Annotated in this window: 19 protein-coding genes; 16 read left to right on the forward strand and 3 right to left on the reverse strand. The window is 31.1% G+C overall.

The window, feature by feature from the left end; translation table 11 throughout:
* Positions 1–119 precede the first annotated feature (119 nt).
* From D2A34_RS05860 to D2A34_RS05925, 13 genes are all read left to right on the forward strand, one after another.
* Positions 120–878: an ABC transporter ATP-binding protein gene (locus D2A34_RS05860; RefSeq protein ID WP_119366012.1), complete on the forward strand. Its 759-nt coding sequence runs from the start codon at positions 120–122 to the stop codon at positions 876–878.
* Positions 879–894: 16 nt separating this feature from the next.
* Entirely contained in the window at positions 895–1,791 is an 897-nt protein-coding gene (locus tag D2A34_RS05865; RefSeq protein WP_079440777.1) for an ABC transporter permease, read from the forward strand.
* A gap of 15 nt (positions 1,792–1,806) precedes the next feature.
* Positions 1,807–3,027: a M20 family metallo-hydrolase gene (locus D2A34_RS05870; RefSeq protein WP_243128253.1), complete on the forward strand. Its 1,221-nt coding sequence runs from the start codon at positions 1,807–1,809 to the stop codon at positions 3,025–3,027.
* A gap of 23 nt (positions 3,028–3,050) precedes the next feature.
* Positions 3,051–3,815, forward strand: a complete 765-nt coding sequence (gene allE / locus D2A34_RS05875) for a (S)-ureidoglycine aminohydrolase (protein WP_079440775.1) — start codon at positions 3,051–3,053, stop codon at positions 3,813–3,815.
* A gap of 142 nt (positions 3,816–3,957) precedes the next feature.
* Positions 3,958–4,899 carry a 2-hydroxyacid dehydrogenase gene (locus tag D2A34_RS05880; protein WP_119366014.1) on the forward strand — a complete coding sequence of 314 codons (942 nt, stop codon included), beginning with the start codon at positions 3,958–3,960 and terminating at the stop codon, positions 4,897–4,899.
* Between the two features lie 15 nt (positions 4,900–4,914).
* Entirely contained in the window at positions 4,915–6,168 is a 1,254-nt protein-coding gene (locus tag D2A34_RS05885; protein ID WP_119366015.1) for a M20 family metallo-hydrolase, read from the forward strand.
* A gap of 283 nt (positions 6,169–6,451) precedes the next feature.
* Positions 6,452–7,168, forward strand: a complete 717-nt coding sequence (locus D2A34_RS05890) for a DUF1287 domain-containing protein (protein WP_119366016.1) — start codon at positions 6,452–6,454, stop codon at positions 7,166–7,168.
* 122 nt (positions 7,169–7,290) lie between these two features.
* Complete coding sequence (locus tag D2A34_RS05895; RefSeq protein WP_119366017.1) at positions 7,291–8,595, forward strand: B12-binding domain-containing radical SAM protein; 1,305 nt, start codon at positions 7,291–7,293, stop codon at positions 8,593–8,595.
* A gap of 209 nt (positions 8,596–8,804) precedes the next feature.
* A complete protein-coding gene (locus D2A34_RS05900; RefSeq protein WP_079442312.1) occupies positions 8,805–9,113 on the forward strand; it encodes a winged helix-turn-helix transcriptional regulator in 309 nt (102 codons plus the stop codon).
* 338 nt (positions 9,114–9,451) lie between these two features.
* Positions 9,452–10,153: a pirin family protein gene (locus D2A34_RS05905; protein WP_079442311.1), complete on the forward strand. Its 702-nt coding sequence runs from the start codon at positions 9,452–9,454 to the stop codon at positions 10,151–10,153.
* Between the two features lie 73 nt (positions 10,154–10,226).
* Complete coding sequence (locus tag D2A34_RS05915; protein WP_079442309.1) at positions 10,227–10,826, forward strand: nitroreductase family protein; 600 nt, start codon at positions 10,227–10,229, stop codon at positions 10,824–10,826.
* A 244-nt stretch (positions 10,827–11,070) separates the two neighbouring features.
* Positions 11,071–11,691: a nitroreductase family protein gene (locus D2A34_RS05920; RefSeq protein WP_119366648.1), complete on the forward strand. Its 621-nt coding sequence runs from the start codon at positions 11,071–11,073 to the stop codon at positions 11,689–11,691.
* A 204-nt stretch (positions 11,692–11,895) separates the two neighbouring features.
* Positions 11,896–12,432: a hypothetical protein gene (locus tag D2A34_RS05925; protein WP_119366018.1), complete on the forward strand. Its 537-nt coding sequence runs from the start codon at positions 11,896–11,898 to the stop codon at positions 12,430–12,432.
* A 147-nt stretch (positions 12,433–12,579) separates the two neighbouring features.
* On the opposite strand, the gene D2A34_RS05930 is transcribed toward D2A34_RS05925, so the two are convergent.
* On the reverse strand, positions 12,580–12,921 hold the full coding sequence (locus tag D2A34_RS05930; RefSeq protein WP_119366019.1) for a winged helix-turn-helix transcriptional regulator: 342 nt from the start codon (positions 12,919–12,921) through the stop codon (positions 12,580–12,582).
* A gap of 141 nt (positions 12,922–13,062) precedes the next feature.
* Between D2A34_RS05930 and D2A34_RS05935 the strand changes: the two genes are divergently transcribed.
* Entirely contained in the window at positions 13,063–13,623 is a 561-nt protein-coding gene (locus D2A34_RS05935) for a flavin reductase family protein (RefSeq protein ID WP_119366020.1), read from the forward strand.
* Between the two features lie 56 nt (positions 13,624–13,679).
* Here the strand turns inward: D2A34_RS05935 and D2A34_RS05940 are convergent, their stop codons facing one another.
* Positions 13,680–14,384, reverse strand: a complete 705-nt coding sequence (locus tag D2A34_RS05940; protein ID WP_119366021.1) for a DUF421 domain-containing protein — start codon at positions 14,382–14,384, stop codon at positions 13,680–13,682.
* Positions 14,385–14,547: 163 nt separating this feature from the next.
* A complete protein-coding gene (locus tag D2A34_RS05945; RefSeq protein ID WP_079441247.1) occupies positions 14,548–15,048 on the reverse strand; it encodes a hypothetical protein in 501 nt (166 codons plus the stop codon).
* Between the two features lie 214 nt (positions 15,049–15,262).
* Between D2A34_RS05945 and D2A34_RS05950 the strand changes: the two genes are divergently transcribed.
* Complete coding sequence (locus D2A34_RS05950; protein WP_119366022.1) at positions 15,263–17,098, forward strand: S8 family peptidase; 1,836 nt, start codon at positions 15,263–15,265, stop codon at positions 17,096–17,098.
* Positions 17,099–17,110: 12 nt separating this feature from the next.
* Positions 17,111–18,829, forward strand: a complete 1,719-nt coding sequence (locus D2A34_RS05955; protein WP_119366023.1) for a S8 family peptidase — start codon at positions 17,111–17,113, stop codon at positions 18,827–18,829.

Consider the following 18,829-nt stretch of genomic DNA (forward strand, 5'->3'; position numbering starts at 1 on the left):
TAACCTGAGGGACAAGTTATTTGATTGTTAAAATTACTTTTAATTAAGAATAAATTAAATTTGCAAAGGCGCAAAACAAATTATTGTTTTGCGTCTTTTTGTGCAAGGGAGGAAATTTTATGGGTGTATCGTTAGTTAGAGTATTTAAAGCATTCGATGAATGCGAAGGAAAGTTAAAATATGTATTAAATGATTTTTCACTAGATATAGAAGACGGAGAGTTTATTTGTATTTTAGGGAAGAGTGGTTGTGGTAAATCTACATTACTCAACCTAATAGCAGGATATTTAAAATCAGACAATGGAAATATTTTAGTTAATGGAAAAGAGGTGGAGGCGCCATCAGCAGAAAGAGGTGTTGTATTTCAACAACATGCACTTTTTCCTTGGTATACGGTAGCACAAAATATAGAGTTTGGATTAAAGATAAAAAAGAAGAAAGATTCAAAAAAAATAGTTGATAAATATATTGATTTAATAGGTCTACAAGGATATGAAAATAAATATCCATCAAGTTTATCAGGGGGTATGGCTCAGAGAGTTGGTATAGCAAGGGCGCTAGCCAATGATCCGGAAGTACTGCTTATGGATGAACCTTTAGGAGCATTAGATGCTATGACAAGAGATACTATGAGAAAAGAGTTAATAAAAATATGGAAAGCAACAAATAAAACTATTATTTTTATTACTCACAGTGTACCAGAAGCAGTGTATTTAGCAGATAGAGTTGTTTTATTAAAAGAAGGCAAGATAGAGATGTTAGAGAAAATAGATATACCAAGGCCTAGAAATACTAAGAGTGCTGAATTTATGAAGTATGTTGAAATGTTTGAAAAAGGGCTTACAGATAATTTAGATGAAGCCGTAATAACAGAATAGAAATGGAGGGATAAAAATGGAGGTATATGAAATGAAGCCGGAAACAATATTAAAAGGCATAAATGAGAAAGTAGAAGCGGAAGTTAATGTGCCACGTATATCTAGAAAGACTGAGCAAGCAATAAGGGAAAAGAGAAATAAGTGGTATAAGATCCTTTCATTATTTATATTTTTTATTATATGGGAAATGGCTAGCAGAATTAATGTTTACCAAGGGTGGTTTAATCCAGTTTTCTTACCATCACCGACTTTAATTATTCAGACAGGATATGACTATTTTCAAAAAGGAATTTTGTTTAAGCATATAGGGATAAGCTTATATAGAATGCTTGGCGGATTTATGATTGGAACTATTATAGCTGTTATTGGAGGGTCTCTAATTGCAAACTTTAAATGGATTGAGAATTTGATAATGCCTATAGTTAATATGTTTGGGCCAATACCGGTTCTTGCGTTTTTACCAATGTTTTTAATTTGGTTTGGGATTGGGGAAGGTTCAAAAATAACATTAATAACATATACAACATTTATAGCGATGTTACCGTATGTAATTGATGGAATAAAAAATACAGATCCAGTACTTATTAGATCAGCGGTAAGTTTAGGTGCATCTAGAGTTCAAGTATTTACAAAAATAATATTGAATTCAGCTATGCCTAATATCTTTTCAGGAATGAAAGCGTGTCTTGGATTAGGGTTTTCTTCATTGGTAGTGGCAGAAATGATGGGAGCATCTTCAGGGCTAGGATATATAATTGTAGACGCAAAAAATTGGTTTAAGATGGCCGATATGTTTTTGGCTGCAATATTAATCGGTATTTTATACACTCTCTTCTTTTGTCTGCTTACTGCTCTAGAGAATATTTTATTTAAGTGGAAAAAAGACGGAATAACAAGTGCAGTAGAGTCTTAAAGGAAAGTGATGATTATGATAAATGAAATTGCAAAAAATATAGAAAAACATTTAAAAGCATTAAGGGAATTCACATCTACATGTGGCAATGGAGTCACGAGATTTCCCTTTACAAAAGAAGCGAAAATGGCGGTTCAATATCTAGAAGATGAAATGAAGAAGATTGGTTTAAAAACTAGAATAGATGAATCAGGAGCTATTATTGGGAGATTGGAAGGAAAAGAAAAAAGAACTATTATTATAGGTTCACATTATGACAGCGTAAAATACGGAGGAGAATTTGATGGCATTGCTGGAATTGTTTGTGGATTAGAGGTGGCAAGACTACTTAAAGAAAAAGATTTTTCATCTAAATATTCTGTTGAAATAATTGGTACCAATGATGAGGAAGGTGCTAGATTTAAATCTGGATTTTTTTCAAGTAAAGCTATGCTTGGTCAGCTTAAGGTTTCAGATTTAGAAGCATTTAAAGATTCAGATAATATAAGCATATATGATGCAATGAAAGAGTATGGTTTAAATCCAGATAGGATATATGAAGCAAAAAGAAATTTGGAAGATATTAAAGCTTTTTTAGAGATTCATATTGAGCAAGGTCCAGTTCTTGAGAAACATGGAAAAGATATTGGGATAGTTGATACTATTGTTGGAATGAAAAGATATATGGTAGGCATACAAGGAAGAGCAGATCATGCAGGCACGACTCCAATGGATATGAGAATAGATGCAGTAGAAGTTGCTACAAAAGTTATATCAAATATTGGAGATATTGCGAGAACATATAAAAATGCAGTTGCAACTGTAGGAAGTATAACGGTTTTCCCAAACGAAATCAATACAATCGCACAAAATGTATCATTTAGTATAGATATAAGAAGCACAAAACAGGAAGCAGTTAATTTTATATATGAAAAAATAAAAGAACGGATTGAAAATATTACGAGTAAGTATAATTCAAAATATTCGATTACAAGCACATTGAGTATAAATCCTGTAGATATGAATGAAGGTTTAAAAGAAAAAATTGAAAAAAGCTGCATAGAAAGAAAGTTTTTATATGAACATATAAACAGCGGAGCGGGACATGATAGTCTGCCTATGGCAGAGGCTGTAGACACGGCTATGATATTTGTTCCAAGCAAAGCCGGAAGAAGTCATTGCAAAGAAGAATTTACTAGCTATGAGCATTTGGCTAAAGCTGCTTTAGTAGCATTAGATGCAATAGTTAATATATAAATAGAAATGAAGGAGAGATAGAAATGGGATATCCTAAAGACTTATTATCAACAAGAGCAGTGGTTAAGCCAGGTTTATGGGCTGTAATACCAAAAGAAGGCCTAGTAAACAATGTAGTACCAAATATTAAAGATTGCAAGGTGAGCATTGTAGCTTCACCCAAAATGGGTGCAAGTTTTGTACAATATATTATAGATGCACAAGTGGGAGGAGGCACAACCTCACCTTTTGCAAAGGAAGAAAAAATTGAAAGCTTTATTTATGTTGTAAATGGAAGTGTAGAAGTTGTAATAGAAAATGAAAAACACTTATTAAGTGATGGAGGATATGCTTTTGCACCAGAAGGCATGGGTATGAGTTTTAAAAATATTGGATCAGAGGCTGCAAAAATACTTTTATATAAACAAGTATATATAAAATATGAAGACTTAGAAGCTAAAGTGGTAGTAGGAAATGTAAATGACATTGAATATAGAATTTATGATGATATGGCAAATGTATTTATAAAAGATTTACTTCCAACAGATCTTGGATTTGACATGAATATGCATATATTATGCTTTGAACCAGGTGGATGTCATCCATTCGTGGAAACTCATGTACAAGAACATGGTGCCTATATATTAAGTGGAGAAGGAATGTATTTAATGGATAATACATGGATGGGAATAAAGAAAGAAGATTTTATGTGGTTTGGTCCATATGTACCACAATGTGCTTATGGTGTAGGGACAGAAAATTTTGCTTATATTTACTCAAAGGATTGTAACAGAGATGTGACTCTGTAAGTCAATATGATTTAAAAAATAGTATTTATTCAAAAATAGCAGTTGGATATAGGATTCATTTATTTTCTTAGGAGGAATAAATAAGGACTATATAATTAAATAAATTTCACAAATACAATTATTATTAAAGGAGATTAATAAAATGAAATTAGTAATATTAGAGCCATTAGGTGTAAATAAGGATAAATTATTAGGCATGGCAAAGGATACTTTAGGAAGTGAGGTAGACATAATATATTATGATACAAGAGTAGAAGATACTGAAACATTAATAGAAAGAAGTAAGGATGCAGATGCTGTAGTTCTTTCTAATCTTCCATATAAAAAAGAAGTAATAGAAAATTGTCCTAATTTAAAAATGATATGTGTCGCATTTACTGGAGTAGATCATGTTGCTATGGATTACTGCAAAGAAAAAGATATTATGGTATGTAATTGTGCTGGGTATTCAACTGTTGCAGTTGCAGACTTAGTATTTGGTATGGTTATTTCTCTTTATAGAAATATTATACCTTGTGATAAGGTGACAAGAGAAGGTGGAACTAAAAATGGGCTTGTTGGGTTTGAACTTGAAGGTAAGAAATTTGGAGTAGTGGGTGCAGGAGCAATAGGGATGAGAACTGCAAGGATTGCTAAAGCATTTGGCTGCGAAGTATATGCTTATAGCAGAACTAGAAAAGAAGTTGAAGGAATTCAATATGTAGATTTAGATACTTTAATGTCAACTTGCGATATTATATCACTCCATGTCCCACTAAATGAAACTACAAAAGGATTAATAAACAGTGAAAAGTTATTATTAATGAAAGAAAGTGCAATTCTAATTAACACAGCAAGAGGCCCCGTTGTAGATAGTGCTGCACTTGCAGAAGCGTTAAACAGTGGAAAAATAGCAGGCGCAGGCGTAGATGTATTTGAAGTTGAACCACCAATACCAGTTAATCATGTATTATTTGGAGCTAAGAACTTAATAGTAACTCCTCATGTTGCTTTTGCTACAGCAGAAGCTTTTGAAAAGAGAGCTGTCATTGTTTTTGACAACATCGAAAAATGGTTAAGAGGTACTCCACAAAATGTAATGTAAGTGTAGGTGATAATTATGCTAAAGAAAGCAAATGCGGCAAATATACAGAATTGGTTAGATAAAATTAATACCTATAATTCTACTCCAGACTTTGGTACAACTAGAGTGCTTTTTACAGAATGCGAGATAGAAGCCAGAGAATATGTTAAAAGCGAAATGAAAAAACTCGGACTTATTGTAAGAGAAGATAGTATAGGAAATATATTTGGGACATTAGTAGGAAGCAAACCGAATCTTCCGCCAGTTTGGACCGGATCACATATAGATACTGTACTTAATGCAGGCATGTTTGATGGAATGGCAGGCGTTGTAGGAGGTATGGAGGCTCTTAGACTTATTAAAGAGTCAGGTATAAAATTCAATAGAAGTATAGAAGTCGTTGTATATACTTCAGAAGAGCCTACAAGATTCGGATTGTGTTGTTTGGGTAGCCGTGCAATGGCTGGCCATCTAACATTAGAAGATACAAAGAAGTTAAAAGATGAAAATGAAAAAACGTTGGAGTCTGTTTTGACAGACTTAGGTTATGATCTTGATAAATTCAAAGATATACAAGTAAAAAAAGGACAAGTTTTTGGAGCAATAGAATTGCATATTGAACAAAATAATAAGCTTGAAAAAAAGGGATTGCCAGTTGGGATAGTTAAGACTATTTGTGCACCTACCAATTACTCTGTAGAAGTAATTGGATGTCAGTCTCACGCTGGTGGCACATCTATGGAAGATAGAAGAGATGCATACACAGCTAGTTGTGAAATAGCCTTAATTCTAGAAAAGCTTGCACTTAAATGTAATAGTGAATATAATACAGCAACAGTTGGAAGAGTAGAAGTAATCCCGAATGCTGTAAATGTAATTCCAGGTAAAGTGAAGTTCTCTATTGATATTCGAGACTGTGAATTTGAAACAAAAACAGAACTTATAGAAGAGCTAATAAAAGAGATTAAGAAGGTCGAAGAAAAAAGAGGGGTTGAAGTTAATCTAATTAAAGAGAATAATGATGTACCTATGAAATGCGATCAAACTATTGTAGATATATTAAGAGAAAGTTGTGAAGAAAAGAAGATTCCATATGATATGATGATAAGTGGAGCATATCACGACTCGATGTTTGTAGGCGAATTTACACATGTAGCTATGATATTTGTACCAAGTAAAAACGGAATTAGTCATAGTCCAGATGAGTGGACAGACTATGAAGATATAGCTTTAGGGGTAGACGTACTAGCAAAATCCTTACTAGAATTATCTAATAAAGAAAAATTATAACTTTAAAATTATATAACTCGCCTTATGGCTTATATCATAGCAAATAATTACAAGGGGGAACTAACACAAGTACACATACTGTATTTGTCTTAGTTTCCCTACTTTTTTGGGTTCAAAATGTTTAATTAGATAAATAATAATCAAAGTAATTCCATATATAAAAAAATTGGATTATAATGGATTATATAGTCCGATAAAGAATGATAAGATTTTATCCAAGACACATTGGAGTGAACATAATTAAAAAATAGTGAGAATATATATTCTTTTAATAGGGGGAACTGTGAAAAAAACAAAAGTAATTTTTAAGTTAGCAATTTTAGTAGTTATATGCTCAGCGGCCACAGGAGCAGTATTAAAATTTCAATATAATAAATCAAATAGTGAATTGAATAGCAAAGTTGAGGAAATTATTGATAAATTGCCAATTAAAAAAGTCGATGTTCCAGATGAAAGTTCAAAGGTTGATAAAAATGAAAATGGAATAGCTGATCCTATAGATATAGTAAACTCTGCGAGAAAAGAAGCAGAGCAGGAAACGGTATATAAAGATGCATATTATGTAGGAGGATATCCACCAGATGGTGAGGGAGTCTGTACTGATGTAATATGGCGAGGATTTAAAGGTATAAATGTATCAATAAAGGATTTAATAGATAAAGATATTAAAGAAAATATGGCTCAATATAAAGGAGTAAACGGAAAGCCGGATCCAAATATTGATTTTAGGAGAGTTTTAAATCAAGATGTGTTTTTTAAAAAGAATTGTATTAATTTAACCACAGAATTCAAGGAGGGGGATATCAATAATTTAAAAGAGTGGCAGCCTGGAGACATAATAGTTTTTATTGAGGGATATGAGCATATTGGTATAATTTCAGATAAAAGAGATGAGGATGGTATTCCTTTTGTCATTCATAATTCTCATCCACATGCATCAGAGGCTAAATTAAGTTGGTTTCATAATCCAATTCATGGGCATTACAGATGGAAATATTAGTAGTATCATTAATGAATTCTAAGTTATTATACTGTGCAATTATTTAAAGACATCAATATATAAATGGTAGTGAATTATTAGTAGGTTATTATGTTACATAATATAGATGTTGGAGATGGGTAATGAAGAAAAAAATACTTTTAATAACACCTGAAAATGAGGAGATTAATAGATTTAGAAAGAGTCAATTTAACAATTTTATTCAGATTACTATGCCATATTTAGCAGCTTTTATAGATGAAAATAAATATGAAATAACTTTAGTAGATGAATATAATCAAAGAATTCCTTTTGAAGAAAAATTTCAGTTAGTTGCAATAACGATAAATACATCAAATGCTACCCATTGTTATGATATCTCTAAGAAGTTTAGAGATAGAAATACTAAGGTTGTAATGGGGGGGCCTCATGCTACGCTATTACCAGAAGAGGTAAAGGAACATTGTGATTATATAATGGTTGGAGAAGGCGAAATTATATGGCCGGAATTTTTAGAGGATTTCTATGAGGGCAAAGCAAAATCAGAATATATTTGCAAAGAAGTACCTAATCTTAAAAATATGCCAATAGCAAGAAGAGATTTAATTCATAAGAGATACTTTACAAAAGGGGCAGTTATTTCTTCAAGAGGATGCCCTTATAAGTGCAGCTATTGCAATTTGAAGCAGATTTATTGCGAGCCGTTTAGGACTAGGCCTATTAAAGAAGTCATTTCTGAAATAAGGACTATGAAAAGTAAATTTTTTGTGTTTTGGGATGATAACTTTTTTGGAGATATAGACTATACAAAAGAATTATTGATGGAATTGAAAAAACTTAATAAAAAGTGGGCAGCACAGGTAACATTAGAGAGATGTAAAGATGAAGAATTATTAATATTAGCTAAAGAGGCTGGGGGTGTATACTTTTTTGTTGGAATAGAATCTTTTTCACAGGAAAGCTTAGGGAGTGTAAATAAAGGTATAAATGATGTAAATAAATATAAAAGTATAATAGATAAGATACATAGTAATGGTATTTGTGTACAAGCAGGAATAATATTTGGATTTGATACAGATAAAAAGGATGTATTCAAGAAAACATTAGATGCTTGCAATGAGTTAGGGATAGATGGGGCTACTGTAAGTATATTGACTCCTTTACCTAAAACACCAGTATACTCGCAGTTAAAAGAAGAAAATAGATTAATTACAGGAGACTGGAGCCATTACAATGGAAAAACTAGAGTGGCTTTTGTTCCTAAAAATATGAGTAGAGAAGAATTATTTGAAGGTTACATGTGGTTTAGGAGAGAGTTTTATTCTTTAAAATCTATTTATAAGAGAATGAGAAAATCTAAAACAAATATAATCTATAACCTAATTGTAAATTGGGGATATAAGATAAGTCTTAGTGGCACAAAAAGTAAGTTTGAGTATTATGAATGATTCTTTTAATGAGCAAATAGTTGATAATTATGTGGATAGAGCTACAGGAGTTGTGAATAATTTCAAGTTCTAACAAATAAATTAAGTATTAATTAGCGCTGACAGTAAAATATAGTTTTATACTTTATAATTAATTTAACTGGAACATTAATAAGTTACTTACTTTAATATAGTAAGTATGATAGAATAATCATAGGTGGTGATTAGATATGGAAAAATTTCATATGTGCCCAAGGTTTGAAAATGCATTTGAACTGTTAGGAAAAAGATGGACCGGATTGATTATAAGAACGTTATTGAATGGACAAAATCGATTTTCAGATATAGAAGACGCAATTCCTAATATGAGTGCTCGTATGCTTACTGAAAGGTTTAAGGAATTGGAGAAAGAAGGAATTATTCTAAGAAAGGTTTATCCTGAAACTCCAGTACGTATAGAGTATGAATTAACAGAAAAGGGGCGAGCGCTTCAAAGTGTTATGGATGAAATTCAAAAATGGGCAGAAAAATGGACTTGATTAAAATAATACATGACTCAAAAAGAATCTTCTATTGTTTAAAATAGAAGGTTCTTTATTTTTTATTATGCAAAAAAATTGTGATGTGAGAGAGCTTTGAGTTATACAAAATTAATGTTTAAGTTTTGTAATTTGTAGAAGAGTTAAGGTTAAAATTCTATATTTATAAATTTATATTTAAAATATGCTTGACGAATTAAAATGAATATGTAATAATTTATTTATAGTAACTTACTAAAAGTAATTAACTAAGAAAAAATATTAAGGTAAAGAATTATAAGTTTTAATATAGTAATTTTGATTGAGATGTTGATAACAATCAATAGGAGGGATATAAGATGTTAAGAAAGATTGACAGTAGAAATATGGGTAGTAGCAATCTTGGATGGCTAAAAAGTAAATTTCATTTTTCATTTGCAGAATATTATAATCCCAACAATATAAAATTTGGAGTTTTAAGAGTTATAAATGATGATTTAATTGAAGCTAATGCAGGATTCGATACTCACCCCCATAGAGACATGGAAATAATCTCATATGTAGTTGATGGCGAACTAACACATGGAGATAGCATGGGGAATAAAAATACAATAACACGTGGTCATGTGCAATATATGAGTGCTGGAACAGGAGTATATCACAGTGAACATAATTTAGGACAAGATAGAGCGAGACTTTTACAGATATGGATTTTCCCTGATAAACAAGGTTATGAACCTAACTATGGTGATTATAGATTTGATTGGAATGAAAGACAAAACAAATGGCTGCATATGGTTTCAAGTAAAGATGGAGATGCACCAATAAAAATAAATCAGGATATAAATGTTTATTCTTTAGAACTTGAGAAAGGAAAAGAGATTAATTTTCAAGTTAATGAAAGAAGGCAGGCATATTTAGTTCAAATAGAGGGTAACTCCATAATAAATGAGATTGAGTTAAATGATCGTGATGGAATGGAAATAGTTGAGGAAGATATCTTGATCCAAGCGAAAGAGAATTCACACATTTTAATTTTAGAAATGAAAAAAGAAATTTAATATATATGAGACAAATAGCATATAGAAAAAGTAATGAAAAATAATATTTTAGATAAACTAGGAGGAATGAATAATGTCAAAAGATTTTTTAACTGCAGTAGCAGATAGACGTTCATATTATGGAATTAGCAAGGAAATAGTGGTTTCGGATGATAGAATAAAAGAGATTGTAGAGCATGCTGTGAAACATACTCCATCATCATTCAACTCACAAAGTGCAAGAGTAGTTTTGTTACTTGGGGACCATCATGATAATTTATGGAATATTACAAAAGAAGCTTTAAGAAAGATAGTACCAGCTGACCAATTTAGTTCTACTGAAGATAAGATAAATTCATTTAAAAATGGGTATGGTACAGTTCTATTCTTTGAAGATAGTAGTGTAATAGAATCTCTTCAGCAACAATTTGCTTTATATAAAGATAATTTCCCAATCTGGTCAGAGCAAGCAAGCGGAATGCATCAGTTTGTTATTTGGACAGCACTTGAAGTTGAAGGATTTGGAGCATCTTTACAACATTATAATGAGCTTATTGAAAATGACATAAAGAAAGAATGGAGTATACCTGAAAATTGGAAGCTAATTGGGCAAATGCCATTTGGAAAACCAACAGCAGAGCCAGATGAAAAGCAATTCCAACCACTAGAAGAACGTATAAAAGTGTTTAAATAATAAATATAATCATTTTCTACTATAATTAATAAAAGAATCATCTACATGGAGATGTAAATTTATCTTTATGTAGGTGTTTTTTTATTAGTTATACTGACATCAATTGTATTTAAGAGTGGAATATATAAGTGAAAAGTTTGTTGAATAAATTTTAGAGAGTGCTAAAAGTAGATAAAGTTTGACAAGTGGTGATAGAATACTTAATAATTTAAATAAGAATAATTATAAAAGAGGTGGATTAATAGTGAACGAGTTTTTAAAAATTGTTAGAGAAAGAAGATCAGCGAATAAATTTATAGAAAATATTACAATACCTAGAGAAGATTTTAACGATATATTTAAAGAGCTTTCATTGGCACCTTCTGCTTTTAATTTGCAGCATGCTAGATATTATGTTGTAGAAGATAAAGAATTGGTGGAAAAAGTTTATAATGCATCATTTAAACAATACAAAATCAAGACTGCATCAGCAACTATAGTAGTTACAGGAGATAAAAATGCTTATTTATCTGCAGATAAAATCTATGAAGGCTCAATGATGCTTGGAATGATCGATAAAACTGAATATGAGATTATGATTAATACTATCAATAGTCTTTATGAAGGTTGGGGAGAAGGTTTTAAGCATGATGAGGCTATAAGAAATGCATCTTTGTCAGCAATGTTGTTTATGTTGTTAGCAAAAAATAAAGAATGGGATACATGTCCTATGATATATTTTGATAAAGATAAAATTAGTGAATTATTAAATATTCCAGAAAATGAGATGCCTGTTCTAATGATTACTATGGGGAAAATGGACAAGAGTAGTAATAAAATTAGAGGGTATAGAAAGCCAGCCGCTGAATTTGTGAAATTTTATTAATAATTTAGTTGAGACTAATATAGGGAAATTTATATATTTTCTTATATTAGTCTCAATTTTTTTACATAAATTAAAATTTAGGATGTTTTACACTAATTTTTATAGAGAAGAAGTTGCGAAAATAACAAAAGATATATATATAATTTATTAAAATACTGTGTAGATTTGATTTTAAATAATCGTCGAAAAAGGAGTTGAATAATAATGCGAAGAAAAATAAGACGAGTAATAATGTTTGTGATACTTATAACACTAACTTTAACTAATATAGCCTATGCACAACCAACTACAAGGCAAAATTCGCCATATGGTCCGAAAGTAGAGGATTTAAAAGGCAAAGAAAATATTATTCAAAATTTAGAACAAATTAAAAAAATAAGATCCAATTTAACTATTATAAATATATCTGGAAACTCATCGGATGAACAATTAAAAAATACTGATAAAGATCTAGAGAATTTTATTCAACAATTAAATATTGTTAGAAGAAATTTAGAAAATCATAAAAATACATATAAAGACTCTTTTCCAGATATATTTTTTTCTGAACAAATTTCATTTGTAGCTGATAGTTATATTATAAGTATACGGCTGCAACAAAATTTAATAAGAGCATTTGAAAGTAATAATGCTGAAGCGAAAAAACTATTTTATTCAAATTACTTAATACCAGTATATTATTATCTTACTTTAGGAGACCAAATGGTAGCATATATTGATACATATTTTGTATTATCTTAAAAGAGTAAAGAACAAATTGAAATAGGATTGAGTGAATTTAATTAACTATAAAAGAATATGACATATAAAAACTTAAGTGCACCTAAAATACTAGATTTTTATCTGATATTTTAGGTGCACTTCATCATTATATAGACTAATTAAATGCTAAATTAAGCTATTTTGAGTTTCAGCTTTTTTTAAATAGTTATTACCCCAATCGCACATTGCATCTATTACAGGAATTATACTTTTTCCAAACTCTGAGAGAGAATATTCAGTTTTAGGAGGAACCACAGGATAAACAGTTCTATTAATTAATTCATCGCTTTCCAGTTCCCGTAACTGTTGTGTAAGCATTTTAGGGGTGGCTTGAGGGATAAGCTTCTGCAATTCATTAAAACGAAGCGTATTATCTATCAAATGATATAAAATGATTGCCTTATATTTTCCGCCAATTATGCTTATAGGTGCTTCAATCGGGCAATTAAATGTTTTTATATTACTCATTATTTTACACTCACTTTCCTTTTGGGTAGTATGTTACAAAAAAGTGCATTATTGCTTAAATGAAAATTACTGTTAGAATAATATCATGAATTAATTCAATATACAAGGGTAATCATGATTACAGTAAGAGGAGGAATAGAAATGAAGAAAAATATTGGATCTGTAGTAGGTCTTTATCCAACACCTTCAACTATTGTTGGAACAGTAATTCGAGATAGAGTAAATTGGCTTAATATAGCCCACATAGGAATCATAGGATTGGATACTATCATGATTAGCTCAAGAAAATCACATTATACAAATCAAGGAATTAAAGAGAATAAAACACTATCTATTAATTTAGTAAGTGAAGATATGTTAATAGAGGCGGATTATGTAGGAATTGTATCTGGTAATACAGTTGATAAATCTGGAGTGTTTAAATACCATATGGGAGAACTTAAAAATGTCCCGATAATAGATAAGTCACCACTTTCAATGGAGTGTGAAGTAGTAGATATTTATGATACTAAAGATTATGATAATTTTATCTTAAAAGTTGTTCATACACATGTAGAGGAAGATAAACTAGATGAAAATGGAAAGATAAATTATGAAAAGGTAAGACCTTTGTTATTTGAAATGCCAACAAAAACATATTTAAGAACAGGTGATATAGTTGCAAAATGTTGGGACATAGGAAGAGAGTATAAGAATTCATAATATAAGGAGGCTTAAACTAATTCCATATAGGGATGGATATGTTTATGCCCCCTTTATTAATTATACAAAAAAACCTTAAAATTGTCCTTATTATCAATGGTTGCAAGTAGGACGTTTTTTATTTCAGTTTTATATAAGTTTTTTAAGTTAGAGACAACCCACTCTTCATTTTTATTAATTTGTTTTAGCTGTTCAAAATTGATTTTACCTTCCCTAATAATTGTACGTGGAAAATCAAAAGGTTCTGTTTTTATTTGCAGGGATGAAGGAGTAACTGGTTCATATTGTGGGTCTAAAAAAACAGAAATTTTCCCATCAGCTTCCCAAATTGCTAATGTTACCTTTTTTACATCTTCAACTTTCTCTTCACGCAACTCTTCTAATAGTATATCAATGGATATTCTTGCTTTTTTTAAACCCGTATAAAGGATTTCTCCATTCCTGACAACTGTAATCGGAGGAGGAGTTACAAGTCTTCGTAAAACCGGAAATTTAAGAATACCAAATAGACAGCAAAGATAAAGGATAAGTAATGCACCTGTAGTGACCATGGAACCTTTCAGCCCAAGATGTTCATCAGATAATGGATGGGCAATTATGTTTCCAATTACTAAAGCTATAACAAAATCAAGGAGCCTTAACTGAGCAATAGTGCGCTGCCCTAAGATTTTTGCAACAGTCAGTAAAAAGAAGAACGCAATAATAGCACGAAGAATCCACTCTATTGTAGTTAGGGATTCCTGGCTTTGTAAAAAACTCATAAAAGATACCTCCTATTTTAAAGATTTAATACTTGTGTTATTTTAACCAATATCTATAAAAAAATTAAAATAATAATATTAAAATAATAGGGATGATCTCTTTACAGGTTTTAAAAAAGAATGTACATACCAAATCTTGCATTGCTTTAGGTATAAACTTAATTTAATGGCTCATATCAAATATATCCCCGCCAGGAGTCATATTCATCATCATATTATTTGCTGCAAAAGCTAAGATTATATGGAGAATAACTACTAGTATAATACATCCCATGAAAATTATAAGTTTTTCTTTTTGAGTTAACTTAAAATTATTTTTTAGGGCAAAGCTTATAAAAGAAATTATTATACCCAATGGAATCAAATAAGATACGTAAGTAGGACTTTCTTTAAAATGCGATATCCCTCCACTAATCATACCTATACCTATTGCTAGAGTTAATGAAAATATAACAAGTTTAATACTTTCATTAATAGACATATGATGCTTATCAATAACCACTTCATTGAAAACTGAACCAGCAATAAAAAGGCTAAGCCCTGCAAATAGTATTATGGAATATCTAATAACATTAAAGGGCATTAATACTATTCCACTTGAGGTCATTCCGATACCCAAAAAATAAATGACGTAGACTAAATATTTGTAAATTAAATTTTTCATTTGTACACTCTCCTAACATAAAATACTATTTAAAATAGTTATTAACTTTATATTAAAACAATATTATGTAGATCATATGAAGAAAAAAGTAAATACAAGAGTAGAGAGGTTTATTAATAAATTTATATTTTGCTTGTTAATTAGGATTTGAATCATTAAATAAATAGTATGAAAATATATATAATAGTAATGCAAGTAATATGAGGAGTTGAGTATGACTGCTTTACGTGACTGTAATTTATATTATGATCCAAATACAGCAAATTATTTGATTGAGTATAAAGGTAACTTTAAAGAGCGAATGAATAACTTATCTTATGCTTGTGGTGATATAATTACAGACACTATTGGAGTAATATCAGTACAGGAAAAGGATTTAGACAGACTACTTAGGGAAGTACCTGAAATTGTTTTTTTTGATTTCGATATTATGTATGTATTACAAGATATATCACCATCTTCTGTTGATAATATAAATAATCTTAAAATAAATCCTTATCTCGATTTAACTGGTAGAAATGTGTTGGTTGGTATAGTAGATACTGGAATAGATTATTTAAATGAGGAATTCATACGCGAAGATGATACATCAAGAATAGTTAGTATATGGGATCAGACTATTAGAGAGAATACAGATGAATCTGTATTTATTGGTCAGGTATATTCAAATGAACAAATTAATAATGCAATTATTGCAAAGAGGAATAATGGTAATCCGTACGAAATTGTGCCATCAAGAGATGAGGTAGGTCATGGTACTAAAATCGCAGGAATTATTGGGGCCAGGGGGACTACTGCTCAATTTCAAGGAGTTGCCCATGAATGCAATTTTGTTATTGTAAAACTGCTTGAATCAGCACATTTTAGGAGGGAGATAGAAGAAAACAGAATTCCGTATAATCCAGTATATAATGCAGCTGAAATTGTAAGTGGATTAGAATATTTAAGAAGAGTGGCGGCTGAACGCAGGCAGCCTATGGTTATTTATCTTGGTGTAGGAGCTACGGAAGGAAGCCATGATGGTACGAATTTAGTTTCCAGGTACATAACATCTTTAGGAAGCATTAGAGGATTATGCTTTGTAGCTGGAGTTGGTAATGAAGGGGATTCACAAGGACACGCATCAGGATACATTAGAACTGTAGGGGAAACAAAAGTAATAGATTTAAGAATATCAAAAGAAATGAAATATTTTCACATCTACATATGGATACGAAGACCTAACGTTGCCTCCATAAATGTGATTTCTCCTACAGGAGAATCATCAGCAATTATTGAGCCCAAAATAAATAAGGTTCAGCCGGTAAGATTTATTTTTTTGAACACAAGTATGAAAGTTAGATTTTATGCGCCAGAACATTTCACAGGCCACCAAGTAATAAGTATGGATTTTACAGATATCAAGCCAGGGATATGGAGCATTAATTTAATAGGGGAATATATAATAGATGGACGATATGATATATGGCTTCAACCCAAGAGTACACTTCCTGAAAACACAATATTTTTAGAATCTGATCCATTTAGCACATTAACTATACCATCTGAAGCAGTTAATGTAGTCACAGTTGCTTATTATGGAAATAATAATGCATTGATCGCTGCATCTGGGAAAGGGTTTAATACGAATGGCTTAATCAATCCTGATATCTCAACAATAGGGGTAAATATTCTCACGACAAATGTTGGTGGAGGAGTTACGACAATTTCTGGAAGTTCAGCAGCAACAGCAGTAGTCGCTGGAGCCTGTGCTCTTTTATTGCAGTGGGGAATTGTAGATGGAAATGATAAAACCATGTATACAAAAAAAATAAGAAGTTACCTTATGTATGGAGCTAATAGAAATCAATCTATTAGATACCCAAGCAGGGAAATAGGTTACGGTGATTTTGACTTGTTAGGAACATTTAATGTTCTTAGCAGAACATTTACAAGAGAAAATATTAAGCATAGCTTAAATGAGCTAGAATCCAGAAATGAAATAAGAAATGATGAATCTCATGAGTACTATATTAATAACTTATTTATTAGAATTCCGAAACGAAGATGAGGGGGAATACAAGTGGAAAAAACTTTTAGGGTGGCTCCGAGGGAGATTTTTAATGATAAGAATTATTTCCATTATATAGTTCAATATGAAGGAAATATAGAGGAAGATGTATCAAAGCATCCAGGATATTATGTGACCATAATTAATGATAGATATGCAATATTGTCTTCAAATAGGGAGTTAGATATAAATATTAATCCACCTTTTTTCTCAACAATAGTATATGCAGCCGTGCCTGATATTTTTACTCTTCAGCAGATTTCACCAATAGAAGCTTCTGGTGCTAATTTTCTACAATTAGAATTACCTTTAAGATTGACTGGATCTGGTGTTGATGTAGCTATAGTTGATACTGGTATTGATTATTTAAATGAAGAATTTATACGTGAAAATGGAGAAACAAAAATTAATTATATTTGGGATCAAACAATTACTGGTGGAAGCCCAGGCAGTGTGGATGTACCATTTGGAGCGACTTATGATAAAAACACAATACAACAAGCCATAAATGCATTTAGACAGGGACAATCCCCTTATGATATAGTCCCAACCAGAGATGAGATTGGACATGGAACTAATATGTCAGGCATAATTGGCGCTATTGGCAAAAGTCCTAATTTAAAAGGAATGGTTCCTGATTGTAGTTTTGTAGTTGTAAAATTAGTAGAGAGTTTAGCATATAAGGACCTATTTAAGATAAACATTCCTGTATTCAGTATAGCATCAATTTTTCCGGCGATAGAATTTTTGCATAGATATTCATTAAGAAGTAATAGACCAATGGTTATATATTTCCCACTTGGAAGTAATCTGGGAAGTCATAAGGGAAATGGCATTTTAGAGCAGTATCTGGATTCCATATCAACAAAAAGTGGAATAGCTATAGTTACAGGAACAGGCAATCAGGGAGCCAGTCAGACACATACGTCTGGTTTCATACCACAAGTTAATGATTCAAGAACAATACAATTATATATTTCTCCAGAGCAAAGAAATATTGTACTTGATATCTGGATTGATTCACCAAATATATTATCTTTAGCAGTAATATCACCTTCTGGTGAAAGCACAGGAACAATAAGTGCAGAAATTGGTGCTTTAGAAACATATTCATTTGTGTTGGAAAATACATCAATGACGATTAATTACTATTTGCCGGAAGAGTATACAGGTGATCAACTGATACGTATAAGACTTTTGGATATAAAAGAAGGAATTTGGAATTTTAAATTAACGGGGCAAGTAATTTTAGATGGGGTATTTAATGCTTGGATACCTCAAGAGGGCGTAAGTGTAGGAGGAACGAGGTTTGTTTCTTCAGATCCATATGGAACAATTACGAATCCAGGTACTTCAGATTATATAATTACAGCAGCAGCTTATAACCAGACAAATAACACTGTCTTAAATTATTCGGGAATAGGATTTCTAAGCGATTATGCTGTTAGGGTAGATATTGCTGCAGGTGGTGTTAATGCTCTAACTGTAGCACCTAACAATACAACTGCAATTGTTAATGGTACAAGTGTTTCAGCAGCAGTAGTTGCAGGAGCTTGTGCTATGTTATTTCAATGGGGAATTGTTGAAGGAAATGACCCTAATATATATTCTCAAACGGTAAAGACCTATATTCAAAGAGGAGCTATTCAAAGAAGTGGTGATTCATACCCAAACCCACAATGGGGATATGGTATATTAAATGTAGTAAAGATGTTTCAAAACATGGTATAA

This window comes from Clostridium chromiireducens, assembly GCF_003575225.1.
GTDB lineage: Bacteria > Bacillota > Clostridia > Clostridiales > Clostridiaceae > Clostridium > Clostridium chromiireducens.

Bases quoted from the DNA above. Each gene is read 5' to 3' on its own strand.
- D2A34_RS05930 (WP_119366019.1), bottom strand. From the start codon at position 12,921: ATGAGTAATATAAAAACATTTAATTGCCCGATTGAAGCACCTATAAGC.
- D2A34_RS05895 (WP_119366017.1), top strand. From the start codon at position 7,291: ATGAAGAAAAAAATACTTTTAATAACACCTGAAAATGAGGAGATTAAT.
- D2A34_RS05945 (WP_079441247.1), bottom strand. From the start codon at position 15,048: ATGAAAAATTTAATTTACAAATATTTAGTCTACGTCATTTATTTTTTG.
- D2A34_RS05865 (WP_079440777.1), top strand. From the start codon at position 895: ATGGAGGTATATGAAATGAAGCCGGAAACAATATTAAAAGGCATAAAT.
- D2A34_RS05925 (WP_119366018.1), top strand. From the start codon at position 11,896: ATGCGAAGAAAAATAAGACGAGTAATAATGTTTGTGATACTTATAACA.
- D2A34_RS05915 (WP_079442309.1), top strand. From the start codon at position 10,227: ATGTCAAAAGATTTTTTAACTGCAGTAGCAGATAGACGTTCATATTAT.
- D2A34_RS05905 (WP_079442311.1), top strand. From the start codon at position 9,452: ATGTTAAGAAAGATTGACAGTAGAAATATGGGTAGTAGCAATCTTGGA.
- D2A34_RS05940 (WP_119366021.1), bottom strand. From the start codon at position 14,384: ATGAGTTTTTTACAAAGCCAGGAATCCCTAACTACAATAGAGTGGATT.
- allE (WP_079440775.1), top strand. From the start codon at position 3,051: ATGGGATATCCTAAAGACTTATTATCAACAAGAGCAGTGGTTAAGCCA.
- D2A34_RS05860 (WP_119366012.1), top strand. From the start codon at position 120: ATGGGTGTATCGTTAGTTAGAGTATTTAAAGCATTCGATGAATGCGAA.
- D2A34_RS05900 (WP_079442312.1), top strand. From the start codon at position 8,805: ATGGAAAAATTTCATATGTGCCCAAGGTTTGAAAATGCATTTGAACTG.
- D2A34_RS05935 (WP_119366020.1), top strand. From the start codon at position 13,063: ATGAAGAAAAATATTGGATCTGTAGTAGGTCTTTATCCAACACCTTCA.
- D2A34_RS05880 (WP_119366014.1), top strand. From the start codon at position 3,958: ATGAAATTAGTAATATTAGAGCCATTAGGTGTAAATAAGGATAAATTA.
- D2A34_RS05950 (WP_119366022.1), top strand. From the start codon at position 15,263: ATGACTGCTTTACGTGACTGTAATTTATATTATGATCCAAATACAGCA.
- D2A34_RS05870 (WP_243128253.1), top strand. From the start codon at position 1,807: ATGATAAATGAAATTGCAAAAAATATAGAAAAACATTTAAAAGCATTA.
- D2A34_RS05885 (WP_119366015.1), top strand. From the start codon at position 4,915: ATGCTAAAGAAAGCAAATGCGGCAAATATACAGAATTGGTTAGATAAA.